This is a genomic window from Roseomonas sp. FDAARGOS_362, from assembly GCF_002754815.1.
In the GTDB taxonomy this organism is placed as follows: Bacteria; Pseudomonadota; Alphaproteobacteria; order Acetobacterales; family Acetobacteraceae; genus Roseomonas; species Roseomonas mucosa.
In genome coordinates, this window is the sequence record NZ_CP024588.1 from 860,051 (window position 1) to 883,376 (window position 23,326).

A 23,326-nucleotide genomic window follows, 5' to 3' on the forward strand; every position below is an offset into this window, starting at 1 on the left:
ACGGCGGGTCCGGGAAGGGGACCGGGGAGGAAGACTGTCGGGCAAAGCGGATGGGTCCCTGAAGGTTCCCGCGGAACAGGCTGTGAGGGGCCGATTATGGCAGGATTTGCGGCTTAGTTCACATTGTGTTCTTGCAACCGTGATACCATATCCACGCCGTGGGTGGAGGTTGCCGGGGGGCGCCTCCGCCCGCCTTCCGGGCGAACTTCCCCTGGGGGTGGCGAGCGCCGCTTCCCTTGGGTAAGTTCGCCCGACCCTGTCGGCCGTGCCGCACGGGGCGATACGAGTCGGCCCGGTGTCCTGTCCCACCCGTCCCTTGGCCGGGGCGATGGAGAGAGGCCCGATGCCAGGCAAGAGGTGGATGAATGGCCGGCAGCGTCAACAAGGTGATCCTGGTGGGCAATCTGGGGCGCGACCCCGAGGTCCGCAACTTCCAGAACGGCGGCAAGGTGGTGAACCTCCGCATCGCCACCAGCGAGAACTACAAGGACCGCGAGGGGAACCGCCAGGAGCGGACCGAGTGGCACTCGGTGGCGATCTTCAACGAGCGCCTGGGCGAGGTGGCCGAGAAGTACCTGCGCAAGGGCTCCACGGTCTATATCGAGGGCAAGCTCGAGACCCGGAAGTGGCAGGACAAGGACGGCCAGGACCGGTACACCACCGAGATCGTGCTGCGGAACTTCGGCGGCGAGCTGACCATGATCGGCGGCCGCGCCAGCGGCGGCGAGGGTGGTGAGGGCGGCGGCTATTCCGGCGGCGGTGGCGGCTTCGGCGGTGGCCCGCGCGCCGGCGGCGGAGAGCGCGGCGGCGCCTCCGGCGGACGCTCGCCCTCGCGTGGTGGCGGCGGCGGCGGCTGGGATGCGCCGAAGGGCGACCTGGATGACGACATCCCGTTCTGAGGTCCCGGCCCGAGGGCCCGGACCAGAAATGGGACCAGGAATGATTTTAGGATGACAGCGTGAGCGAGACCGAGGACGGCGCCGGCAACGGCGGGGATGAGAATGGCGCGGGTGTTCCGCTGAGCGGGACGCCCGTCGCGCTCGAGGAGGAGATGCGCCGCTCCTACCTCGACTATGCGATGAGCGTGATCGTCTCGCGCGCCCTGCCGGATGCGCGGGACGGGCTGAAGCCCGTGCACCGGCGCATCCTCTTCGCCATGCACGAGGCCGGCTACACGCCCGACAAGCCGCACCGCAAGTCGGCCCGCGTGGTTGGTGACGTCATGGGTGTCTATCACCCGCATGGCGACGCGGCGATCTACGATGCCATGGTCCGCATGGCGCAGCCCTTCTCCATGCGGCTGCCGCTGATCGATGGCCAGGGGAACTTCGGCTCCATCGACGGCGACCCGCCGGCTGCGATGCGATACACCGAGGCGCGGCTGGCGAAGTCCGCCGCCGCGCTGCTGGTCGGCATCGACGAGGATACGGTCGATTTCCAGCCGAACTACGACGAAAGCGCGCAGGAGCCGCGCGTCCTGCCGGCGGCCTTCCCGAACCTGCTGGTCAACGGCGCCAACGGCATCGCCGTGGGCATGGCGACCAATATCCCGACGCACAATGCGGGCGAGATCATCGACGCCACGCTGGCGATGATCCGCGAGCCCGACATCTCGTTGGAGGAGCTGATCCGGATGGTGCCCGGGCCGGACTTCCCGACCGGCGGGCTGATCCTGGGCCGCGCGGGTATCCGCTCCGCCTACGAGACCGGCAAGGGCGCCATCCCGCTGCGCGCCCGCACGGCGATCGAGGAGCTGCGCGGCAACCGCAACGCCATCGTCGTCACCGAGATCCCCTATCAGGTCAACAAGACCACGCTGCTGGAGCGCATCGCGGAGCTGGTGCGTTCCAAGCAGGTCGAGGGCATCTCCGACCTGCGCGACGAGAGCGACCGCTCCGGCATGCGCATCGTGATCGAGCTGCGGCGCGAGGCGACGCCGGAGGTGGTGCTGAACCAGCTCTACCGCTTCACGCAGCTGCAGATCTCCTTTGCCGCGAACATCCTGGCGCTCGACAAGGGCCGGCCGCGGCAGATGGGGCTGAAGGACGCGCTGCGCGCCTTCATCGACTTCCGCGAGGAGGTGATCCTCCGCCGTTCCCGCTACCGCCTCAGCAAGGCGCGCGAGCGTGGACACCTGCTGATCGGTCTGGCCATCGCCGTCGCCAATATCGACGAGGTCATCCGCCTGATCCGGCAGAGCCCCGACGCCAACACGGCGCGCGAGGCCCTGATGACCCGCGCCTGGCCGGCGGGCGATGTCGGCGCGCTGCTGGCGCTGGTGGACGACAGCGGCAATGTCGTGATCGACGACACGGTCCACCTGACGGAGACCCAGGCGCGGGGCATCCTGGAGCTGCGCCTGCAGCGCCTGACCGGGCTGGAGCGCGAGAAGATCGTCGCCGAGCTGGACGAGGTCGGCGGCCGGATCCGCGAACTCCTGGACATCCTGGCCAGCCATGTGCGGCGGCTGGAGCTGATGTCGCAGGAACTCGCCGAGGTCCGCGCCCAGATCGCCACGCCGCGCGTCACCGAGATCGTCGATGGCGTGCTGGACCAGGACGACGAGAGCCTGATCGAGCCGGGCCTCATGGTCGTGACCATGACCCGCGACGGCTATGTGAAGCGCACCACGCTGGAGAGCTTCCGCGCGCAGAACCGTGGCGGGCGCGGGCGTTCCGCCGCCGGGACGCGCGAGGACGACGTGGTGGTGCGCTCCTTCAACGCGCATACGCACCAGTGGGTGCTGTTCTTCACCTCGCGCGGCATGGCCTTCCGCGAGAAGGTCTGGAAGCTGCCGCTCGCCAGCCCGACGGCGCGTGGCCGTTCGCTGCGCCAGTTGTTGCAGTTGCAGCAAGATGAGCATGTGACGGCGGTGCTGCCGCTGCCGCAGGATGAGGGCTTGTGGGAGAACCTGCACCTCGTCTTCGCCACCGCCAGTGGCAATGTCCGCCGCAACCGGCTGTCGGATTTCCGCAATGTCCGCTCCTCCGGCCTGATCGCCATGAAGCTGGACGAAGGCGACAGCCTGATCGGCGTGCAGACCTGCCGTGAAGGCGACGACGTGATGCTGGCCACCCGCAACGGCCGCTGCATCCGCTTCGTTGCCGAGACGGACACGCTGCGCGTCTTCGCCGGCCGCGACAGCACCGGCGTGCGCGGCATCCGGCTGGCGGATGGTGACGGTGTGATCGCGCTTTCCGTGCTGCGCCATGTCGAGGCGGATAGTGCCGAGCGCGCCGCCTATCTCAAGGCCGCCGCCGCCCGGCGCCGCAACGGGGCCGAGGCGGAGGAGGGAGCCGAGGAGGCTGCACCCGCCGAGGCACCCCTGGAGGCCGACGAGCCGGTGGAGGATGGCGAGGAGGTCTCGCTCTCCGCCGAGCGGTTTGCCGAGCTGGAAGCGGCCGAGGAGCTGCTGCTGGTCGTGACCGACCAGGGCTTCGGCAAGCGCTCCTCCGCCTATGAGTACCGCGTCTCCGGCCGGGCCGGGCAGGGGATCGCCAATATCAGCCTGAGCAAGCGCACGGGGCGCGAGGTCGTCGCGACCTTCCCCGCCAAGCCGGGCGACGATGTCATGCTCGTCACCGACAATGGCCGGCTGATCCGCCTGCCAGTGGACCAGGTGCGGGTCACAGGGAGGACATCCATGGGCGTCACCATGCTGCGCCTGGACGATAACGAACGTGTGACATCCTGCTTCCCCGTGGTGGATGACGGGGAGGGGGAGGATGGCTAGGGCCGCCCGCGCCGAGCGGATCGGCCTCTATCCGGGGACCTTCGACCCGGTCACCAACGGCCACCTGGACGTCATCAGCCGGGCGTCGCGCCTCGTAGACCGGCTGGTCATCGGCGTCGCCGTCAATGTGGGAAAGGGGCCGCTCTTCCCGCTGGAGGAGCGCGTCGAGCTCGTCCAGGCGGAGATGCGGGCGGTGACCGACCGCACTGGCACGCCGATCGACGTGCGCCCCTTCGACAGCCTGCTGATCGGCTTCGCGCGCGAGGTCGGCGCCGGGATGATCGTGCGCGGCCTGAGGGCGGTGTCGGATTTCGACTACGAGTTCCAGATGGCGGGCATGAACCACCGGCTGGACAATGGCATCGAGACGGTGTTCTTGATGGCCAGCGAGCGCAACCAGTTCATTTCCTCGCGTTTTGTGAAGGAAATTGCGCGGCTGGGGGGGGATGTCTCGTCTTTCGTGCCCGCCCTGACGCTCGAACGCACGCTGGCCCGCGTGCGGAATGCCACGGGAGAGTAGTTCCAGATGCGGCGACGCACTCTGCTGACCGCCACGACGTTGATCGCCGGAGGATCCTTGATGAGCGAGAGTACCGAAGCCGCGGCGCCTGCCGACCGCGAGAACATCCTGTTGATGGATCTCAAGGACGGGCGCGTGGTGATCGAGCTACGCCCCGACCTGGCCCCGAAGCATGTGGAGCGAATCAAGACCTTGGCGCGCCAGGGCTTCTATGACGGCACGCCGTTCCACCGGGTCATCGAGGGCTTCATGGCCCAGGGCGGCGATCCGACCGGCACCGGCACGGGCGGCAGCCCGCTGCCGAACCTGCCGGCCGAGTTCAGCCCGCCGGCCAAGGCGCGCTTCATCCGCGGCACCTGCGGCATGGCCCGGACCCAGGACCCGAACAGCGCGAACAGCCAGTTCTTCATCATGTTCGCCCCGGCCGCGAGCCTGGACGGCCAGTACACGATCTGGGGCCGCGTGATCTCTGGCATGGAGGCCGTGGACAAGATCAAGCGCGGCAGCGGTTCCAGCGGCATGGTGCGGGAGCCCGACAAGCTGATCCGCCTGCGCGTCGCGGCGGATGTGCCGGAAGGCCAGTAGCGGGCCTTCCTGAAGGGCGGGGCCGCTGTGGCCTCGCCCTGTTTTCCGCGCCGGACACGGGCTCCATGCTCTTCGCGTGGCGCGGAGCCTGTGCTATCCGTCCGACCGACCCTTCTTGGGCGCCTGTAGCTCAGTCGGTAGAGCACGAGACTTTTAATCTTGGGGTCCTGGGTTCGAGCCCCAGCGGGCGCACTCCAAATCCTGTTCCTGGAATGCTCCGGCCGGGCCGTTGAGCCCTCAGCCCGTCTCCAGCCGCTTTCCAGTCCCGCCATCGAAAACATGGAGTTCTCGTGGGTCGAGGAGCGCCGGCAGCCTGCTTCCCGCGAAGGGACCGTTCACTCGGACGGTGAGCGGCACGCCATCCGGCAGCCTGCCATGCACCACCGTCTCGGAGCCCAGCGGTTCCACGAGATCGACGGTGAGGGGCAGGGCATCCGGCGCCTCTCCGACCAGCACATGCTCGGGCCGCAGCCCCAGCGTCAGGGGCATTCCCGCCGCACCGGGGCGTGGCCCGTCCGCAAAACGGATCTCCTGCCCCGAAGCCAGTTTCGCGCCGACACCGCCTTCCAGCAGCGTGGCCGGAAGGAAGTTCATCGAGGGGCTGCCGATGAAGCTCGCGACATAGGTGTCGGCCGGCTTCGCCCAGACCTCCATGGGGGAGGCGACCTGCGCCGCGCGGCCCTGGTGCATCACCACCAGCCGGTCGCCCAGGGTCATGGCCTCCACCTGGTCGTGAGTCACGAAGATCGAGGTCACGCCCAGCCGCCGCTGGAGGCGCCGGATTTCCGCCCGCATCTGCACGCGCAGCCTGGCGTCGAGGTTGGAGAGCGGCTCGTCGAACAGGAACAGCGCCGGCTCCCGCACGATGGCGCGGCCCATGGCGACGCGCTGCCGCTGGCCGCCGGAGAGCTGGCGCGGGCGCCGATCCAGCAGGGCGCCCAGGCCCAGGATCTCGGCGGCCTCGCGTACCCGCCGGTCGATCTCGGGGCGCGGCAGGCCGCGGATCCTCAGCCCATAGGCCATGTTCTGCGCCACCGTCATGTGCGGGTAGAGCGCGTAGTTCTGGAACACCATGGCGATGTCGCGGTCCGCCGGTTCCAGCGGGGTCACGTCGCGTCCGGCGATCAGCACCTTGCCGGATGTCGGCGTTTCCAGCCCCGCGGTGATCCGTAGCAGCGTGGACTTGCCGCAACCCGAGGCGCCGACCAGCACCACCATCTCGCCATCCGCAACATCGAGCTCGATGCCGTGCAGCACCTGCGTCTTGCCGAAGGACTTGCGGATCTCGTCCAGCTTCAGGGTCGCCAAAGGGCTTACTTCTCCGTTTCGGTCAGGCCGCGCACGAACCAGCGCTGCATCGCCACCACCACCGCGACGGGCGGCAGCAGCGCCAGCACCGCCATGGCCATGATGGTGTTCCACTCGTTCTGGGAATCGCCGTTGCCGATGCTCTTGGAGAGGCCGACCACGATGGTCTCCAGCGAGCGGTCGGTCACGATCAGCAGCGGCCAGAGATACTGGTTCCAGCCATAGATGAAGAGGATCACGAAGAGCGCCGCGATCGAGTTGCGCGAGAGCGGCAGCACCACGTCGCGCAGGAAGCGCAGCGGCCCGGCGCCGTCGAGCCGCGCCGCCTCGGCCAGCTCGTCCGGGATGGTCAGGAAGAACTGCCGGAACAGCAGCGTCGCCGTGGCGGAGGCGATCAGCGGCAGGGTGAGCCCCGTCATCGTGTCGGTCAGGCGCAGGTCCACCATGACCTGGAAGGTGGGGATCAGCCGCACCTCCACCGGGAGCATCAGGGTGATGAAGATCAGCCAGAAGCAGGTCATCCGGAAGGGGAAGCGAAAGAACACCACCGCGAAGGCGCTGAGCATGGAGATCGTGATCTTCCCGACCGCGATGATCAGCGCCATCAGCGCGCTGTTCCACAGCATCACCCAGGCGGGCGTGGTGCGCATGCGGCCGCCGCCCTGCGTCCAGGCGGCGACGTAGTTCTCGACCGCGTCCGGCCCCGGCAGCAGCGGCACCTCGCCGCGCCCCAGGGTGGAGGCATCGTGGGTGGAGCCCATCAGCGCGATCCAGATCGGAAAGGCGAAGATGAGGACGCCCAGGATCAGCAGCGCATGGGCCAGCAGCTTCGAACGCGCCTGCCGGTGGCGTGTCGCGGTGGCGGCATCGGCCATCAGTAATGCACCTTGCGGTCGATGAAGCGGAACTGGAAGGCCGTCAGCGCCACCACCATCAGCATCAGGATGACGCTCTGGGCCGAGGAGGTGCCGAGGTTCAGGTTCTGCACGCCATCCGACCAAGCCTTGTAGATCAGCGTCTCCGTCGCCCGGGCCGGGCCGCCCTGGGTCAGCGCATGGATGACGCCGAAGGTCTCGAAGAAGGCGTAGGTCAGGTTCACCACCACCAGGAAGAAGATGGTGGGGGAGAGCAGGGGGAAGACCACGGTCCAGAAGCGCCGCACCGGGCGGGCGCCGTCGATGGCGGCCGCCTCCAGCACGCTCTGCGGGATGGACTGCAGCCCGGCCAGGAAGAAGATGAAGTTGTAGGCGACCTGCTTCCAGGCCGAGGCGATCACCACCAGCAGCATCGCCTGGGTGCCGTTGAGCCGGTAGTCCCAGGCGAGGCCGGCATTGTTGAGCGCGCGGCCGATCAGCCCGATCTGCGGGTGGAAGAGAAAGAGCCAGAGCACCGCCGCCACGGCCGGGGCCACGGCATAGGGCCAGATCAGCAGGGTGCGGTAGAGGCTGGCGGCGCGCAGCCTCTTATCCGCCTGCACCGCCAGGAACAGCGCCACCGAAAGGGCCAGGATGGCCACGGAGGAGGAGAAGATCGCCGTGTTCCAGGCGGCCTGCAGCCAGTTCGGGTCGGACAGGACCTCGCGGAAATTCTCCAGCCCGACGAACTCGCTGGAAAGGCCGAAAGCGTCCTCCCGCAGCGTGGACTGGATCAGCGCCTGGAGGGCGGGCCAGTAGAAGAAGACCGCCGTGATCGCGAGCTGCGGCAAGAGCAGCAGGAGCGGCAGCGCCTTGCCGCGAAAGGCGACCTTCTCGCTCATCGGGTCAGCCCTTGTTGGTGCGCTCGAAGTTGCGCAGCACCTGGTTGCCGCGCGTCTGCGCGCTGGCCAGGGCCTGGTCGGCGCTCTGCGCCCCTTGCAGCGCCCGCTCCATCTCCTCCTGCATGATGTTGCGGATCTCGGCGAAGCCGCCGAGGCGGATGCCTCGGCTGTTCTCCGTGGTGTTGCCGCCGCCGCGCAGGAGCTGCTCCACCGGCACGTCGGCGCCGGGGTTCTTCGCGTAGAAGCCCGATTCACGCGTCGCCTTGTAGGCGCCCATGGAAACGGGGAGGTAGCCCGTGTCCTGGTGCCACTTCGCGGCGATGTCCTGCCGCCCGAGATAGCGGAAGAACTCGGCGACGCCCTGGAGCTCGGCTGCCGAGCGCTGCGCCCGGGGGCCACCCTGCATCACCCAGAGGCTGGCGCCGCCGATGATGCTGTTGATCGGCGCGCCCTTCACCTCCGGGTAGTAGGGCAGCATCGCCGCGCCCCAGTCGAACTTCGCTTCCTTCACGGTGCGGGCGCGCAGGCCGGAGGAGGCCATGACGATCGGGCACTCGCCCGAGGGGAACAGTGCATCCGCCGCCGAGTCACGGCCGCCGTAGCGGTAGAGGCCTTCCTTCTGCCACTCCACGAGGTTGCCGAGATGCTTCACCAGCAGCGGGTTGTGGATGCGCAGCTCGGCATCCAGCCCCTCGAAGCCGTTCGCCCTGGTGGCCAGCGGGATGTTGTGGATGGCGCTCACCTGCTCGACGTTCAGCCAGGTGGGCCAGGAGGTGGTCATGGGCGAGGCGAAGCCCGCCGCCTTCAGCTTGCGCATCGCCTCGGTGACTTCCGGCCAGGTCGCCGGGAACTTCGCCGGGTCCAGCCCCGCCTTGCGGAAGGCATCCTTGTTGTAGAAGACGATCGAGGTGGAGCTGTTGAAGGGCAGGGACATCAGCCGCCCGTCGGGCAGGCTGTAATAGCCCTTGATGGCGGCGAGGTAGTCCGCGGTCCCGAGATCGACCTTGGTCTGGGCTGCGAGTTCGTGCAGCGGCACGATGGCGCGGCCGGCATTGATCATCGTGCCGGTGCCGACCTCGAACATCTGCACGATATGCGGCGCGGTGCCGGCGCGGAAGGCGGCGATGGCCGCCACCATGGTGTCCGGATAGCTGCCCCGGAAGGTGGCGTTGATCCGGAACCTGTCCTGCGAATCGGAAAAGTCGGCGGCGATCTGCTCCAGCATCCCGCCCAGCGGCTGGCTCAGCCCGTGCCAGAACTGGATCTCGGTGCGGTTGCCGGTGCCCTGCGCCAGGGCGGGGCGGCCGAGGAGCCCGGAGGCCAGTGGGGCGGAAGCCAGCGCCAAGGCGCCGGCGGCAACGGAACGACGCCGCATGATCGCGTTCTCCCTGTCAGTGAGCGGCCGGCCTTTCGCCGGTGCTTGTTGCGGTCATGCTACAGATAAATGACATTTTCATGAAGGGAGCATGACGTCTCGATCCGCTTCCGGACCGAAACGACAGGGAACGGCGGGAGGCATTGCGGCCCTGCCGGATGCAGCACGCACTTCCGCCGGAGGCGCAGCGGGGCTAAGCCGCCGCCGTGCCCGCCGAACTCTCCGTCATCATCCCCTGCTACAACGAGGCCGCCAATGTGCGGCCGATGCTGCGCCGCCTGGAGGCCGCGCTGGACGGGATCGCCTGGGAGGCGGTCTATGTGGACGACAACAGCCCAGACGGAACCTCGGCACTGGTGAAATCCGTGGCGGCGGAGGATGTCCGGGTGCGCTGCATCCGCCGCATCGGGCGGCGCGGACTCGCCTCCGCCTGCGTGGAGGGCATCCTGTCCTCCTCCGCCCCCTATGTGGCCGTCATCGACGGCGACCTTCAGCATGACGAGACGCGCCTGCCGCTGATGCTGGCCGCCGTGAAGGACGGCGGGGCGGAGGTGGCGGTCGGCTCCCGCAACGTGAAGGGTGGCGAGAAGGACAGCGGCTTCTCCCCGCTGCGCGCCCGGATCAGCGAGGCCGGGGCGCGCATGGCCGGCTCGATCCTGCCGACCTCGGTGAGCGACCCGATGAGCGGCTTCTTCCTGCTGCCGCGCCCCCTGTTCGAAGAGATCGCGCCGCGGCTCTCGGCGCGAGGCTTCAAGATCCTGCTCGACCTGCTGCTGTCCGCCGGGCGCCCCCTACGGGTGACGGAGGTCCCCTACCGCTTCCGCCCGCGCGAGGCGGGGGAATCCAAGCTCGACGCCACGGTGCTGATGGAGTTCCTCGGCCTGTTGCTGGACAAGGCCCTGGGCGGGGCGCTGCCCTGGCGCTTCTTCAGCTTCGCCGCCGTGGGGCTGATCGGCATCGCTGTCCACCTGCTGGTGCTCTGGGGAGCGGTGGAGATCGGACATCTCGGCTTTGCCCCCGCGCAGTGGATCGCCACCTTCGCCGCGATGACGGCGAACTTCCTGCTGAACAACCGCGTCACCTACCGCGACGTGCGGCTCAAGGGGCCGTCCCTCTGGCGGGGGCTGGTGCTCTTCTACCTGGTCTGCGGCATCGGGGCGGCGGCCAATGTCGGCATCGCCCGGCTGCTGGTGCGGGAGGAGACGCTGGGCTGGGGCCTTGCCGGGGCCGCCGGGGCGCTGATCACCGCCGTCTGGAACTATGCCGTCTCCTCGACACTGGTCTGGCGCGCTCGCTGAGGAAAAGCCGATGATGCAGTCCCTCCGCACGCAGTCCCTGCTGACGCCGCTGCTGGCCCTGGCGGCCATCACCCTGGCCCGGCTGATCGCCGCGGCCGTCGTGCCGGTCTCGCCGGACGAGGCCTATTACTGGGTCTGGTCCCGGGCGCTTTCGCCCGGCTACTACGACCATCCGCCCATGGTCGCCTTCTGGATCCGGGCGGGAACGCTGCTGCTGGGCGACACACCGCTGGGCATCCGGCTGCTCGGCCCCGTCGGGCTGCTGCTGGCCACGCTGGCCCTGGTGCGGGCGGGCAACCTCCTGTTTCCCGACCGGCGCCCGGGGGTGATGGCGGCCTCGCTGTTCAACGCCACGCTGCTGGTGAATGCCGGCGCCGTGCTGATGACGCCGGACACGCCGCAGATCGTCTTCTGGTGCCTGACCCTCTGGGCGGTCGCCGAGGCCCATGCCCGCGGGGACGGGCGCTGGTGGCTGGCGGTGGGCCTCTTCGCCGGGGCCGCGCTGCTGTCGAAATACACCGCCGCCTTCCTGGGGATCGGCCTGCTGCTCTGGCTGCTGCTGGATGCGAAGGCGCGGGCCTGGTTGCGCGACTGGCGGCTCTGGGCGGGCGGGGTCCTGGCCATCCTGGTCTTCTCCCCGGTGCTGTTCTGGAACGCGCAGCACGGCTGGGCCTCCTTCGCCAAGCAGGGCGGGCGGGCCGGGCTGCGCGAAGGGAGCCTCACCTTCCGCTACCTGGGCGAGCTCATCGGCGGGCAGGCCGGGCTGGCCACGCCGCTGATCTTCCTGCTCTGCGTGGTCGGCACCGGCGTGGTGGCCGGCGCCTGGGTCCGGCGGCGGGACAGCGGCGCCGGGCTGCTCGTGGCGCTCACCGTGCCGGCCACGCTGGTCTTCCTCTGGCAGGCCACGGGCAGCCGGGTGCAGGGCAACTGGCCGGCCATCCTCTATCCCTCCGCCTGCCTTGCCGCGGCCTGCCTCGCCGGCTTCTGGCAGCGGCTGTTCCGTCCGGGCCTGGCGATCGGCGTGCTGCTCTCCGGGCTGGTGCTGGTTCAGGCCGCCTATGCGCCGTTCCATCTGCCGCGCCGCAGCGATCCCACCCTGGCCCGGCTTGGCGGCTGGGACCGCTTCGCCGCCGCGGTGGAACAGGCCCGCGTCGCCGAAGGGGCGGATTTCGTTGCCTCGGAGGAATACGGGCTGGCAAGCCAGCTCGCGCTGCGCCTGCCGCCCGGCGTGCCGGTGGTGGCGATCGGGGATCGCTGGGACCTCTTCGCCCTGCCGGGGGGGCCGGCGACGGGCAAGGGGCTGCTGATCCGCAGCACCCGGCGCGGCGACGGGCCGCCGCTCTGGCCCGCGGCGAGGGAACTGCCCGGGCTGATTGCCCGGGCGCGGAGCGGGGTGGAGGCGGAGCTGTACCGCCTCTACGCCGTCACCGCCGCGCCGGGGGCATCCACGGCCCTGCTGCCGCGCCCCCGCTGACGACGGGAGCGCCTTTGGCGGCGCCGGTCATCATTCGGCCACCGCCCTTGACGTTCCGGCCCCGCATACGGAGATGAGACGGGTCGCAGGAGACTTCCGATGCTCGTCCGCACCCGCCGTGGCTGGGAACTTCCCGAAAGTGCCGCGACGCCCGAGGTCCTGGTGGTCGGGCGGCGCAAGGGGCTTGGGCTCATCGGCGGCAGCCTGGCCGCCGGGCTGGGCCTGCTGCATGGCGGCCCGGTCTTCGCGCAGGGCGGCGCCGCGCCGGGCGGGCTCACCCCCGACCCGCGCTTCGATCCGGGCCGGGCCACGACACCGGAACGCAACGCGACGACCTACAACAACTACTACGAGTTCGGGGATTCCAAGGATGTCGTCTCGGCGGCCCGGAAGCTGAAGATGACTCCCTGGAGCATCCGCTTCGAGGGCATGGTCGCCCAGCCGCGGGAGATCGGGCTGGAGGACCTGCTGAAGCAGGTGCGGATGGAGGAGCGCGTGCTGCGGCACCGCTGCGTCGAGACCTGGGCCATGACCGTGCCCTGGACGGGCTTCCCGCTTTCCGAATTCGTGCGCCTCGCCCAGCCCACATCCGGCGCGAAATACCTCGTCCTGGAAACGGCGCAGCAGCCCGATGTCATGCCGGGCCTGCGGCAGATCTGGTATTCCTGGCCCTATATCGAGGGCTGCACCCTGGCCGAAGCGCAGAACGAGCTGGGCTTCGTCGCCACCGGCATGTACGGCAAGCCGCTGCCGCCGCAGAATGGCGGGCCGATCCGGGTGCTCTTCCCCTGGAAATACGGCTTCAAGTCCGGGAAGTCGGTGGTGAAGGTCACCTTCACCGACAAACGCCCCGTCTCCTTCTGGGAACAGCTTCAGAGCAGCGAATACGGCTTCTGGGCCAATGTGAACCCGGAGGTGCCGCATCCGCGCTGGTCTCAGGCCACCGAGCGCCTTCTGGGCAGCAACGAGCGCGTGCCGACGCGGATCTTCAACGGCTATGGCGAGTTCGTTGCCGATCTTTACAAGGGGCTGGAGGGCGAGCGGCTCTACACCTGAGCCCTCCCGCCGCTTATCCCGGCGCGGCGAAGCGCCATTCGCCGGGCGGGCGCTGCGCCAGTTGCCGCGCGTCATCATTGCCGGGCTCCCAGGACAGGGTCTGTGGCTGGGTCTCCAGGTCGGCGGCGCGACGGGTGAAGACGGGCCGCATCACCCCCTGCGCGGCGGCGCCTGCCGGGGGACGCAGCGTGAAGCCCGCCGTGAAGCCCGGGCGAGGCAGGCTCACCGCGCGTACCGCGAGGTCGCGGATGCCATAGCCGCCCTCGGCGAGCAAAGGGCCCAGGCGCCGTCGCTGCGAGGTTCCGGAAGCGGGCTCCAGGAAGTCCAGGCTCCTCGGATCGCGCAGCCTTGCCCGTCCGGCGGGGCCGCCCCGGTCCTCCTCCTCCTGCAGCCAGTTCACCGCATAGGCCAGGGCACCGAGCTGGAAGACATCCGGCCCGATCTGGAAGCGCCCGTCCGGCTGCAGGTGCCAGCCGACATCCTTGTCATGCGACAGCACCAGCGTGACCAGCACCGGCGCGCCGAGGAAGCCGACCGTCGCGGTATGGTCGGGCCACCCCGTTTCCGCCCGGAAGCCCAGGGCCCGGAAGCCGCGCACCATCCCGCCGACCGTCGCCACGACCTGCTCCACGCTGCGGCCATCGGCGGCGCGCCAGGAGGTGCGGACCTTCTCCACCAGGGCGCGCTTTTCCGGGGTGAGGCTGGCCTTGCCGTCGGCATCCAGCGAGGGCAGCACCGGCAGCGGTTTCGGGGCAGCCGCCTCCCGGCGCGGCGCGGCGGTGGCGGCGCCGGGCAGCAGGAGGCCGGCGAAGGGCAGGAGCTGGCGGCGGTTCACGGGCCCGGTTTTCCCATCGGTTCGGCGGCATTCTAACGCCCGGGCCCCGTAGCGGAACGGGGGTCTTCTCTCAGCTTGCCCCGCGCAGCACCCCGCGTGCCGTCCCGATGGCGCGCAGGGTCTCCGCCCAGAGGCCCAGCGCCGGCAGTTCCTCCGGCCGGAAGAAGCGGGCCTCGGCGGCATCGTCGCCGGGGACGGGCTCGCCGGAAAGCCAGGGGGCGCAGAAATCGAGGATGCTGTAGTGGAAGCGGGCGCGGCCCTGCTCGTCGCGGTCGATCACGTCCACCGCCACGGCGATCGACAGCGGGCCGACCTCGATCCCGGCCTCCTCGCGCAGCTCGCGCCGCGCGGTCTCCTCCATCGTCTCCCCCACCGACTGCGCACCGCCGGGGATGGTCCAGCTGCCCTGGAGCGGCGGGCGGGCGCGGCGGACGAGCAGCACGTCCTCGCCCCGCAGGACCACGCAGCCGATGCCGACCCAGGGCCGGTCCGGATACTCGCGGGCGCTCAAGGGGCCGCCTGTGGGGCAGGGGGCAGCACCCCGGGCTGCTCCGACTGGCCCGGCGGGGCGGGGACGGGTGCCTCGCGGCGCAGATCCTCGATGCGGGGCACCAGGGCCTTCTCCTTCCAGGCGCCGACCTGATAGGCCCAGCCGCGCCAGCGGCTGTTCAGCCGCACCGCCTCACTGTCGCCCGTGGCGGTCAGGCGGATCCAGACATTCCCGTCCTGCAGCCCGACCCGCACCGCGATGCCCAGGTTGTCGGTCAGGGTGAAGCGCGACTCGCCCACCGGATCGGCCTGGAGCTTCGCCTCCGGCAGCACGTCGCTGAAGGTCAGGAACTCGAAGGCCCCGGCCACGTCGTTCACCGCGTTCTCGTCCAGCCCCTCCGTGTCGGCGGGCACCGCCACGCGCAGCGGCGCGTCCGGCGCATCGCCCCGCCGCAGCTCCAGCGGCGCCTCGCCGCGCGAAACGATCACCCGCAGCACCCGGTCGCGCGGCAGGTTGGCGATGTCCCGGTCGATCCAGAGCTGAGGATCGGTGTCCACCGGCAGGCGGCCCTCGGCCAGCCAGGTCTGGTTCTGGCCGGGAAAGCGCAGGTAGATGCTTTCCGGCACCCCGCCCTGGGTGCGCACGCGGCGGTGCCCGGCGATCACCTGGGCGATGGGCACGCCGGCGGCGTCCAGCACCCGCACCAGGATGGCGGTGGAATCCTTGTCCTCCGGATCGTCCACGCCCAGCCGGGCGAAGAGCTCCGGGCTGGCAGTGCGACGCTCCACGAGGCGCAGCTCCGTCAGCCCGACCAGGAGCTCCCGGATGCGCTCGGAGCGCACCGGGTAGTCGTCCTTTTCCGGCAGGGTCCAGGTCTCGGGATCGCGCCGGGTCAGGGTCATGGTGGTGCCGGCCCGGCGCAGCTCGATCCTCGTGGCCCCGGCGAGGCGCTCCGCCAGGCCGGGAAAGGCAAGCCGCGCATCGTCCGGGTCGGGCGTCGCGGCCTCGCGCGGGGTCAGCACCACGGCGGCACCGATCGAGGCCGCCGCCGCGGCGCCCAGGCCGATCAGGGTTCGACGTCGCATCCTGTCCCTCCTCAGGCCCGGGCCGAGGCGCGGCGCCGCGACCGCAGCACCGCCAGCACGATGGCGAAGAGGGTGAGCAGCACCGGCACGGCGACGATGTTCAGGATCTTCAGCCAGGTCTGCAGCCGCTCGATGTCCCGCCGCAGCTCCAGCTGCACGGCGCGGAGCTGCTGCCGCGTCGCCAGGATCTCCTCGCGCGCCTTGTCGATCTCGGCGCGCTGGGCGGGGGTGATCACCGCCTGGGTGGCGCCGTGCTCCGTCCCCGGCGCCTGCGGGCCACCCTGCGTGCCCTGGCGCAGCTCGCGCAGCCGCCGCTCCGTGGCCTGGAGCCGGTTCTGCAGCTCCTGCTCGGTCTGGCGGTAGCGTGCCTCCGCCCTGGCCTGCATGTCTTCCACCACCGTGAAGGGGCGCAGGGATTCGCCGCGGGAGCGGAGCGAGATCAGGGCCTCGCCGCCCGCCAGCGTTTCCGCCAGGTTGCCGATCAGCGCGCCGTTGTCGCTGAAGGGCGTCGCCATCTGCTGGCCGAAGAAGTCCTGGGTCTGGACCCAGAAGCGGTCCTCCAGGATGTCGGCATCATTGGCCACCACGAGGTTGGCCGGCCCCCGCGTCACGGCCAGATGCGCCGGGAAATCCGCCGGGCGCTGCCCGCCCTGGGGCGGCGCGGGCGGCCCGCCGGGGAAGGCGCTGTGCAGAACGCCATGCACCCGGGCCATGATCACGTGCCGCTGCCCATCCGCCTGGAAGCCCGCCAGCAGGGCGGCCGGGTCCGGCGCCTGCCGCACCCTGGCGGCATCCACCAGCATGGATTGGCCGGAGCTGGTCAGCAGCGGGGTGAAGTCGATGCTGGCACCCGGGACCTTCCGCACCTCGCCGGCGGAGGCCACCGTCACCTGGTTCAGGTCGGCCGTCGCGGCGTCGCCACGGTCCAGGCTGTCGCCCTGGAGGTTGAACCAGGCGAGGTAGTCCACCGCCTGCACCCGGTCGTTCGGGTTGCTGCTCCGCACCCGCCAGGCGCCGCGCAGGTCGAGCACCACCTTGTCCTCCGGCGCCTCGATGCCCCAGGCCTTGTAGAGCCTGTCCAGGTTCGAGGCGGTGCTGGCCGGCGGCTGGCCGGTCGGCCCGGGATGGGTGAGCTGGCTCTCGCTGTGCGGGTCGGTCATGGCCAGCAGCCGCCCGCCGCGCATGACGAACTGGTCGATGGCATAGAGCGTGGCGTCGCTCAGGTTCTGCGCCTGCGCCACGATCAGCACCTTGACCGCCGGGTCAATCACCTGCGCGTCGGTCGGCACGTCGCGGACGGTGAAGAACTGGCGGAGCTGGTTCATGATCGCATAGGGCTGCCCGCCGCCGGCCACGCGCATCATCATCGCGCGCGGATCGCCGTTCAGCGGCAGGGAGGACATGACGCCCACCACCGGCCGCTGCGGGTTGGACAGCTCATAGACCAGCCGCGTCAGGTCGTATTCGAGGAAGCGCTCGCGGTCCGGCTGGAAGAAGGGGATGTTGCGCTCGTCGTCGAGCAGGTTGGAGCCGGAGAGGCCGAAATAGACCTGCTCCCCTGACTGGTCCACCGGCACGCCCTGGAGGCCATAGGCAACGGCACGGTCCTCGGTCTCGCTGAAGGGCTCCGGGTCGAAGGTCTCCAGCCGCAGCTTGCCATGGGAGAGCGCCACGTATTCCTGCAGCATCTCCCAGACCCGGTCGTGATAGGCGCCGTAGAGCGGCACCGTGGCGCCGAGCCGGCGGGAATAGAAGAGGCGCAGCGTGATCGGGTCCTTGAGCCCGGCCAGCACGCTGCGGGTGCCGGTGCTGAGCGTGTAGAGGCGCTGCTGCGTCAGGTCGAGCCGGGCGCGCGGCAGCAGCCGGTCGGAAAGCAGGTTCAGCCCGACGGCGAGGCCCAGCGCCGCGGCCAGCGCCAGGAGCGAGATCCAGAGCCGGTGGCGGGCGGGGCGAGGGCCGCGAGGGGAGGTGGTCGTGTCGCTCACGGGTCAGTCGGCCTTGCGGTTGTCCACGGCCACGGCATTCGCGAAGAGCCAGAAGCCGGTGAAGGTCGCGAAGAAGACGAGGTCGCGCGCCGACACGACGCCGCGCGAGAAGGCCTGCAGCCGCTCCGTGACCGAGAGGCCGCGCGCGATGTCGGAAAGCGCGGGGATGTTGCGGTCGAGGAAGGTGCCCAGCACGGGCGAGCCCGCCACGGCGAAGAGGAAGCAGACCGCCACGGCGAGGACGAAGGCGATCACCTGGTTCTTGGTCAGCGCCGAGACCGCCGCGCCGACGGCCAGATAGGCCCCGGCCACCAGCAGGCAGCCGAGATAGCCCGTGGCGATCACCCCGTTGTCGGGCGAGCCGAGGATATTGACCGTGACCACCAGCGGGAAGGTCAGGGCCAGGGCGATGGCACAGAAGACCCAGGCCGCCAGGAACTTGCCCAGAACCGCCTGCCACTGCGCGATCGGAAGTGTGAGCAGCAGTTCGATCGTACCCAGCCGCCGTTCCTCCGCCCAGAGGCGCATGGTCAGCGCCGGGACAAGGAAGAGGAAGAGCCAGGGGACGAACTGGAAGAACGGCGAGAGGTCGGCCACGCCCCGGTCGAAGAAGCCGCCGAGGGTGAAGGTCAGCGTGCCGGAAAGCACCAGGAAGATGACGATGAAGACATAGGCGACCGGCGTGGCGAAGTAGCCGGTCAGCTCACGCCGGGCGACGGCGAGGGTGTTGCGCATCAGGCGGCCTCGGTGGCGGGCTGTGCCGAAGGGGGAGGCAGGGTCAGGTCGCGGAACACGGTGTCCAGGTCCGGTCCCCGCGCGGCGAGCTGGGCGGGCGTCTCGTCCGCCACCACGCGCCCGCGCGCGATCACCACGGCGCGGGTGCAGATGGCCGAGACCTCCTCCAGCAGGTGGGTGGAGATGACGATGGCCTTGTCCGGCGCCATGCGGGCGAGAAGGTCGCGCACCTCGCGCTTCTGGTTCGGGTCGAGCCCGTCGGTCGGCTCGTCCAGCACCAGCACCGGCGGGTCATGCAGCAGCGCCTGGGCCAGGCCGACGCGGCGCTTGAAGCCCTTGGACAGCGTCTCGATCGGCTGCAGGCGCACGCCCTCCAGCGTCGTCAGGCGCATCGCCCGCGCCACGCGCTCTCCCGCCTCGGCGCCGGAATAGCCGCGCACCCGGGCGATGAAGCGCAGGAAGCCGGTGACGGTCATCTCGGGATAGGTGGGGGCGCCCTCGGGCAGGAAGCCCAGGTGGCGCTTGGCCTGCACCGGGCGGTCCACCACGTCCTCGCCCAGGATGCGGGCGGTGCCGGCGGAGGGCGTCACGAAGCCGGCCAGCATCTTCATGGTGGTGGACTTGCCGGCGCCGTTGGGGCCGAGGAAGCCCACAACCTCGCCACGCCCGACATTGAAGGAGACGTCGTTCACGGCGGTGAAGCCACCGAAACTCTTGGTCAGCCGGTCGATCTCGATCAGCGCAGTGGTATCGCTCGACAAGGGCCCGTCCTCAATCCACTCGTGGCCGCCGGGTTTAGTGCGCGGCGTCGCGAGCGCAAGAGCCGGGAGGGCCCTCCCTCGGTCTCGGATTGTGACGATGTTACCGGGTGGCCGCGGCGTTTCAGGGCTTGGCCAGTTCCGCCTGGATGCGGGCGATGTCCAATGGCAGGACCAGGACGTTGCGGATGCGCGCCCCCTGTTCCTGGCGCATCACGTTCTGTGCCGCGCGCTGCTCGGCCCGCTTCGGATTGGTCTCGACGACGATGGAAAGGGAGAAGCGCTGGATCTCCTCGCCGGTGGGCGAGTCCGGGTCCGTCACGTTGAAGGCGACGGTGGTGGCATAGGCCTGCTTCACGCGGGAACCCCTGTCCTGTCTTTCGGCTGCGGGAGGTGGATAGGCGGAAAGGAACAGGACCGCCAGGGTTGCCGGAAGGCCACGGCGGGCAGGCATCCACGATGTTTTGATTACGTATCGAATCGATATCGCCGCTGGCGCGCTGCATGATCCCCGGAGGTCCCGGACCCCGCTTCTCCTCCCGATGCCACGAGGTGCGGCCAGGGGCTGCAGGATGCGGATCGGCAAGGTGAGGGAGTTACCGCGTAATGCCCGGAATCGTCACGACCACGGCCACGGGGGCCCAGGATACGGACGCCCTGTTCATCGGCCGGCAATGGGCCACGGGCCAGTTGACCTACAGCTTCCCGACCGATCCCGCCTACTACGGCACCTTCTATGGCAGCGGCGAGCCCGGCCAGGGCTTCCTGCCGCTGAACGCGCAGCAGCAGGCGATGGCGCGGGAGATCCTCGGCCTCTATGCCGGCATCGCCAACCTGAACTTCACGGAACTGGCCGAGACGGCCACGCAGCATGGGGATCTGCGCTTCGCCATGACCTCGGCGACGCCCACGGCCTGGGGCTACTATCCCAGCACGGCGGATACCGGCGGCGACACCTGGTACCGGAACGATGGCACGTTCAGCGATCCCGTGCCGGGAACCTATGCCTACCACGCGTTCATCCATGAGATCGGCCACGCGCTCGGCCTGAAGCACGGGCAGGAGACCGCGGTCTTCGGCGCGATGACGCCTGGGCACGATTCGATGGAATACTCGGTGATGACCTACCGGAGCTATCCGGGCGCCGACGGCAACTACTACTACAACGACTATGCCGGCTATGCGCAGACGCCGATGCTCTACGACATCGCGGCCCTCCAGCACATGTACGGCGTCGATTTCACGACCCGTGCCGGCGACACGGTCTATCGCTGGGACCCGGCGAGCGGGCAGCTTTCCATCGACGGCACCGCCCAGACGGCGCCCGTCGCCAACCGGGTCTTCATGACCGTCTGGGACGGCGGCGGCCACGACACCTACGACCTTTCCGCCTATACGCGGGGCGTTTCCGTGGACCTGCGCCCCGGCGCGTGGACGGTAACCTCGGCGGACCAGCTTGCCCAGCTCGGCTTCGGGCATCAGGCGGTCGGCAACATCGCCAATGCCCTGCTGCCGGATGGCGACACGCGGGCGCTGATCGAGAACGCCGCCTGCGGTTCGGGCGACGACGCGATGCAGGGCAACCAGGCGGCGAACACGCTGGATGGCGGGCCGGGCACGGATACGCTGCTGCTGGACGGGTTGCCCGGCGACTATCTGTTCGCCGGCAACGCGGCGGATTTCACCGTCACGAGCCTCGGTGTCACCGATCATATCCTGAACACGGAGCAGGTGCGCTTCCTCGGCAACGGGCTGCTCTACGGCACCGCCATCCTGCTGCCCTCCGACGACTACCGCGACACGCCCTGCGACACGGGTCTGCCGCTGGGCCAACTGGCGGCGGGAGGAACCGCGCCCGGCCATATCGAGCTGGCCGGGGATGTGGACCTCTTCGCCATCGGGCTGGAGCGCGGCCATCGCTATGTCTTCACGCTGCAGGGGAGCGCGCGGGAGGACGGGTTGCCCGGCGGTGCGATGGAGCTGCTCGGCCCGCATGGGAATGTCCTGCGCGCCGACGCGGATGCCTGCGGGGACGGGGCGCGGATTTCCTTTACCGCGCGCTGGTCCGGCAGCTACGACCTCGCCGTGCATGGCCTTGGCGACGAGACGGGCGCCTATCTCCTCTCGGCGGAGGACGTGACGCCGGCCTGCCACGGGCCGGGGCATGGGCGGGAGGGCTGGGCCTTCCTGGCGCACCAGATGGCGGGCGACCACGCCCTGCTCTAGAACCCTATCCTGCCGCCAGCCGCTCCAGCGTCACGTCATGGCCGAAGAAGGGCATCAGCCAGCGCGCCACGGCCCGCCCGCGCTCGGTGCGGTCCAGGCTGGGGTCGCGTTCCAGCAACAGGGTGGCGTCCTGGTGCGCCATGCGGACGAGGCTGCCGTGGCGCTGCGGATCGACCATGCGGCGTCCCATCTGCCCCGCCTGCCGCGTGCCGAGGGCGTCGCCGCCGCCGCGGTGGTTGAGATCCTCGTCCGCGATCACGAACCCGTCCTCCGTGTCGCGCAGCACGGCGAGGCGGCGCTTCTCCCCGTCCACGAGGTCGGATGAGGGCAGCAGGAGGCAATAGGACTGGGCCTCGCCGCGCCCGACCCGGCCACGGAGCTGGTGCAGGGCGGCGAGGCCGAAGCGCTCCGCCTGCTCGATGATCATGATCGTGGCCTCGGGCACGTCCACGCCCACCTCGATCACGGTGGTGGCGACCAGCAGCTTCGCCTGCCCGGAGGCGAAGTCGCGCAGCGCTGCCTCCCGCACGTCCAGCGCCTGGGCGCCATGGGCGAGGCGGACCTCCTCGCCGAAGATCTCGCGCAGTGCCGCGAAGGTGGTCTCGGCGGCGACATTGTCGTGGTGCTCGCCTTCCTCCACGGCGCGGACCACCCAGTAGGCCCGGTCCCCCTTCGCGAAGGCACGGCGCAGCGCCGCCACCACCTCCTCCCGCCGCTCGCGGGAGATGATGCGTGTCACGATCGGCTTGCGCCCGGCCGGACGCTCGGCGAGGCGGGAGACCGCCATCTCCCCCCACTGGGTCAGCAGCAGGGTGCGGGGGATCGGGGTGGCGGTCATGACCAGCATGTCCGTGTCCTCCCCCTTGCCGGCCAGGGCGAGGCGCTGCGCCACGCCGAAGCGGTGCTGCTCGTCCACCACCACGAGGCCCAGGTCGCGGAAGGCCACCTTCTCCTGGAACAGCGCGTGGGTACCGACCACCAGGGGGATGGAGCCGCTGGCCAGGCCGAGCAGGACGCGGGACCGCTCCTTGCCCTTCACGCTGCCGGCCAGGAGGGCCACCTGCACCCCCGCCGCCCCGGCGAGGCGGGAGAAGGTGCGGAGATGCTGCCGCGCCAGGATCTCGGTGGGCGCCATGATGGCGGCCTGGGCGCCGGCCTCGACGGCCCGCAGCATGGCCATCAGCGCCACCAGCGTCTTGCCGGAGCCGACGTCGCCCTGGAGCAGCCGCAGCATCCGCCGGGGCGCGGCGAGGTCGGCATCGATCTCCGCGATGGCCTGGCGCTGGGCGCCGGTGGGCGGATGGCCGAAGGCGGCGAGCGCTTTCTCCCGCAACCCACCATCGCCGGTCAGCATCCGGCCCGGCCGGGTCTGCGCGGCGCGGCGGACCAGGCCGATGGCGATCTGCCCGGCCAGCAGCTCGTCATAGGCTAGCCGGTCCAGCGCCTCGGGGCCGGGGATGCGCTCCGGCGCCTGGAGGCCATGGACCGCCCCGGCGAAATCCGGCCAGCGGCGGCGCTTCAGGATTGCCGGATCGGCCCAGTCCCGCACCTCCGCCAGCAGCGGCAGGGCGGCCCCCATGGCCTTCGCCACGTCCTTCGCGGCGAGGCCCTTCACCAGCGGCCAGATCGGCTGCAAGGCGGGGATCTCGTCGGGCGGGCTGACGAAATCCGGCGGCTCCATCTGCCAGCGGTTGCCGTAGCGGCGGACCCGCCCGGACACCGTGCGGACGGAATCCTCGGGAAAGGTCCGGTGCAGCCAGGGGCCGACCCAGCGGGCGCGGATGAACCAGGCGATCTCCAGCACCGAATCCTCGCAGCGCGCCCGCAGCACCCAGGGGCGGGAGGGGCTGCCGGGGGCGGAGATGGCGGTCACATGGATGGTCAGCGTCGCCACGTCGCCGTCATTCGCCTCGGCCAGCGAGGTCACGCGCCGCCGGTCCACGTACCGCTCGGGCAGGTGGAAGAGCAGGTCGATCAGCCGCGAACCGCCTACCGCCTCCGCCAGGCGGGGCGCCTTGGCCTGGGCCGCGGGCAGGGTGTCGAGGGGGGCGAGCAGGGGTGGCGGGGGCTCGTGCGGGGGCTGGGCTGACATGGCGGAAGTCGGCCT

The 23,326-nt window shown here is 70.3% G+C and carries 20 protein-coding genes and 1 tRNA gene; 9 read left to right on the top strand and 12 right to left on the bottom strand.

The features are described 5' to 3' along the window. The first annotated feature begins 365 nt into the window (after positions 1-365). The 5 genes from ssb to CTJ15_RS08845 all read left to right on the top strand — a co-directional run bounded on the left by ssb (position 366) and on the right by CTJ15_RS08845 (position 5,030). Complete coding sequence (gene ssb / locus CTJ15_RS08825) at positions 366-899, top strand: single-stranded DNA-binding protein (RefSeq protein WP_075822127.1); 534 nt, start codon at positions 366-368, stop codon at positions 897-899. Between the two features lie 152 nt (positions 900-1,051). After that, the gene (gyrA, locus tag CTJ15_RS08830; protein WP_244311116.1) at positions 1,052-3,733 is read left to right on the top strand and encodes a DNA gyrase subunit A; all 2,682 of its coding nucleotides are present in this window, start codon (positions 1,052-1,054) and stop codon (positions 3,731-3,733) included. Further along, positions 3,726-4,253, top strand: coding sequence for a pantetheine-phosphate adenylyltransferase (coaD, locus tag CTJ15_RS08835; protein ID WP_019459811.1), 528 nt, complete (start codon positions 3,726-3,728; stop codon positions 4,251-4,253). The genes gyrA and coaD overlap by 8 nt, the downstream gene beginning before the upstream one ends. Before the next feature lie 60 nt (positions 4,254-4,313). After that, positions 4,314-4,838 (top strand): peptidylprolyl isomerase, encoded by a 525-nt coding sequence (locus CTJ15_RS08840; RefSeq protein WP_027297167.1) that lies wholly within the window; start codon positions 4,314-4,316, stop codon positions 4,836-4,838. 119 nt (positions 4,839-4,957) lie between these two features. After that, positions 4,958-5,030 (top strand) — tRNA-Lys (locus tag CTJ15_RS08845). 45 nt (positions 5,031-5,075) lie between these two features. On the opposite strand, the gene ugpC is transcribed toward CTJ15_RS08845, so the two are convergent. From ugpC to ugpB, 4 genes are read right to left on the bottom strand one after another with little or no spacing between them, the layout of a single operon-like run. Then, a complete protein-coding gene (gene ugpC, locus CTJ15_RS08850; RefSeq protein WP_075822128.1) occupies positions 5,076-6,146 on the bottom strand; it encodes a sn-glycerol-3-phosphate ABC transporter ATP-binding protein UgpC in 1,071 nt (356 codons plus the stop codon). 5 nt (positions 6,147-6,151) lie between these two features. Next, the gene (gene ugpE, locus CTJ15_RS08855) at positions 6,152-7,021 is read right to left on the bottom strand and encodes a sn-glycerol-3-phosphate ABC transporter permease UgpE (protein ID WP_099781493.1); all 870 of its coding nucleotides are present in this window, start codon (positions 7,019-7,021) and stop codon (positions 6,152-6,154) included. Further along, positions 7,021-7,902, bottom strand: coding sequence for a sn-glycerol-3-phosphate ABC transporter permease UgpA (gene ugpA, locus CTJ15_RS08860; protein ID WP_099781494.1), 882 nt, complete (start codon positions 7,900-7,902; stop codon positions 7,021-7,023). Before ugpA ends, ugpE begins: the two co-directional genes overlap by 1 nt. Positions 7,903-7,906: 4 nt before the next feature. Continuing rightward, the gene (ugpB, locus tag CTJ15_RS08865; RefSeq protein WP_019459816.1) at positions 7,907-9,277 is read right to left on the bottom strand and encodes a sn-glycerol-3-phosphate ABC transporter substrate-binding protein UgpB; all 1,371 of its coding nucleotides are present in this window, start codon (positions 9,275-9,277) and stop codon (positions 7,907-7,909) included. A 206-nt stretch (positions 9,278-9,483) separates the two neighbouring features. On the opposite strand from ugpB, the gene CTJ15_RS08870 reads away from it, so the two are divergent. The 3 genes from CTJ15_RS08870 to msrP all read left to right on the top strand — a co-directional run bounded on the left by CTJ15_RS08870 (position 9,484) and on the right by msrP (position 13,105). Then, positions 9,484-10,575, top strand: coding sequence for a glycosyltransferase family 2 protein (locus CTJ15_RS08870; RefSeq protein WP_058390545.1), 1,092 nt, complete (start codon positions 9,484-9,486; stop codon positions 10,573-10,575). A 10-nt stretch (positions 10,576-10,585) separates the two neighbouring features. Beyond that, positions 10,586-12,049, top strand: coding sequence for a glycosyltransferase family 39 protein (locus tag CTJ15_RS08875; RefSeq protein ID WP_099781495.1), 1,464 nt, complete (start codon positions 10,586-10,588; stop codon positions 12,047-12,049). Between the two features lie 99 nt (positions 12,050-12,148). Further along, positions 12,149-13,105, top strand: a complete 957-nt coding sequence (gene msrP, locus CTJ15_RS08880; protein WP_075822379.1) for a protein-methionine-sulfoxide reductase catalytic subunit MsrP — start codon at positions 12,149-12,151, stop codon at positions 13,103-13,105. A 13-nt stretch (positions 13,106-13,118) separates the two neighbouring features. Here msrP and CTJ15_RS08885 read toward each other — a convergent pair whose 3' ends face one another. The 7 genes from CTJ15_RS08885 to CTJ15_RS08915 all read right to left on the bottom strand — a co-directional run bounded on the left by CTJ15_RS08885 (position 13,119) and on the right by CTJ15_RS08915 (position 19,351). Beyond that, the gene (locus CTJ15_RS08885) at positions 13,119-13,940 is read right to left on the bottom strand and encodes a hypothetical protein (protein WP_058390543.1); all 822 of its coding nucleotides are present in this window, start codon (positions 13,938-13,940) and stop codon (positions 13,119-13,121) included. Positions 13,941-14,010: 70 nt separating this feature from the next. Continuing rightward, entirely contained in the window at positions 14,011-14,451 is a 441-nt protein-coding gene (locus CTJ15_RS08890; protein ID WP_019459821.1) for an NUDIX hydrolase, read from the bottom strand. Continuing rightward, complete coding sequence (locus CTJ15_RS08895) at positions 14,448-15,515, bottom strand: DUF4340 domain-containing protein (protein ID WP_075822380.1); 1,068 nt, start codon at positions 15,513-15,515, stop codon at positions 14,448-14,450. The genes CTJ15_RS08890 and CTJ15_RS08895 overlap by 4 nt, the downstream gene beginning before the upstream one ends. An 11-nt stretch (positions 15,516-15,526) precedes the next feature. Continuing rightward, positions 15,527-17,500 carry a Gldg family protein gene (locus CTJ15_RS08900; RefSeq protein WP_083755483.1) on the bottom strand — a complete coding sequence of 658 codons (1,974 nt, stop codon included), beginning with the start codon at positions 17,498-17,500 and terminating at the stop codon, positions 15,527-15,529. Positions 17,501-17,503: 3 nt separating this feature from the next. Further along, the gene (locus CTJ15_RS08905; RefSeq protein ID WP_019459824.1) at positions 17,504-18,235 is read right to left on the bottom strand and encodes an ABC transporter permease; all 732 of its coding nucleotides are present in this window, start codon (positions 18,233-18,235) and stop codon (positions 17,504-17,506) included. Further along, the gene (locus tag CTJ15_RS08910) at positions 18,235-18,996 is read right to left on the bottom strand and encodes an ABC transporter ATP-binding protein (RefSeq protein WP_075822381.1); all 762 of its coding nucleotides are present in this window, start codon (positions 18,994-18,996) and stop codon (positions 18,235-18,237) included. The genes CTJ15_RS08905 and CTJ15_RS08910 overlap by 1 nt, the downstream gene beginning before the upstream one ends. Positions 18,997-19,117: 121 nt before the next feature. After that, positions 19,118-19,351: a hypothetical protein gene (locus CTJ15_RS08915; protein WP_019459826.1), complete on the bottom strand. Its 234-nt coding sequence runs from the start codon at positions 19,349-19,351 to the stop codon at positions 19,118-19,120. A 248-nt stretch (positions 19,352-19,599) separates the two neighbouring features. Between CTJ15_RS08915 and CTJ15_RS08920 the strand changes: the two genes are divergently transcribed. Next, complete coding sequence (locus tag CTJ15_RS08920) at positions 19,600-21,219, top strand: M10 family metallopeptidase (RefSeq protein WP_019459827.1); 1,620 nt, start codon at positions 19,600-19,602, stop codon at positions 21,217-21,219. Between the two features lie 4 nt (positions 21,220-21,223). Here CTJ15_RS08920 and recG read toward each other — a convergent pair whose 3' ends face one another. Further along, on the bottom strand, positions 21,224-23,311 hold the full coding sequence (gene recG, locus CTJ15_RS08925) for an ATP-dependent DNA helicase RecG (protein ID WP_019459828.1): 2,088 nt from the start codon (positions 23,309-23,311) through the stop codon (positions 21,224-21,226). Positions 23,312-23,326 lie beyond the last annotated feature (15 nt).

What these genes read in the sequence shown, in the direction of transcription:
- gyrA (WP_244311116.1), top strand. Translation starts at nt 1,052, where the DNA reads ATGCGCCGCTCCTACCTCGACTATGCGATGAGCGTGATCGTCTCGCGC.
- recG (WP_019459828.1), bottom strand. Translation starts at nt 23,311, where the DNA reads ATGTCAGCCCAGCCCCCGCACGAGCCCCCGCCACCCCTGCTCGCCCCC.
- CTJ15_RS08920 (WP_019459827.1), top strand. Translation starts at nt 19,600, where the DNA reads ATGCCCGGAATCGTCACGACCACGGCCACGGGGGCCCAGGATACGGAC.
- CTJ15_RS08875 (WP_099781495.1), top strand. Translation starts at nt 10,586, where the DNA reads ATGATGCAGTCCCTCCGCACGCAGTCCCTGCTGACGCCGCTGCTGGCC.
- ugpA (WP_099781494.1), bottom strand. Translation starts at nt 7,902, where the DNA reads ATGAGCGAGAAGGTCGCCTTTCGCGGCAAGGCGCTGCCGCTCCTGCTG.
- ugpE (WP_099781493.1), bottom strand. Translation starts at nt 7,021, where the DNA reads ATGGCCGATGCCGCCACCGCGACACGCCACCGGCAGGCGCGTTCGAAG.
- msrP (WP_075822379.1), top strand. Translation starts at nt 12,149, where the DNA reads ATGCTCGTCCGCACCCGCCGTGGCTGGGAACTTCCCGAAAGTGCCGCG.
- CTJ15_RS08840 (WP_027297167.1), top strand. Translation starts at nt 4,314, where the DNA reads ATGAGCGAGAGTACCGAAGCCGCGGCGCCTGCCGACCGCGAGAACATC.
- ssb (WP_075822127.1), top strand. Translation starts at nt 366, where the DNA reads ATGGCCGGCAGCGTCAACAAGGTGATCCTGGTGGGCAATCTGGGGCGC.
- ugpB (WP_019459816.1), bottom strand. Translation starts at nt 9,277, where the DNA reads ATGCGGCGTCGTTCCGTTGCCGCCGGCGCCTTGGCGCTGGCTTCCGCC.
- CTJ15_RS08895 (WP_075822380.1), bottom strand. Translation starts at nt 15,515, where the DNA reads ATGCGACGTCGAACCCTGATCGGCCTGGGCGCCGCGGCGGCGGCCTCG.
- coaD (WP_019459811.1), top strand. Translation starts at nt 3,726, where the DNA reads ATGGCTAGGGCCGCCCGCGCCGAGCGGATCGGCCTCTATCCGGGGACC.
- CTJ15_RS08905 (WP_019459824.1), bottom strand. Translation starts at nt 18,235, where the DNA reads ATGCGCAACACCCTCGCCGTCGCCCGGCGTGAGCTGACCGGCTACTTC.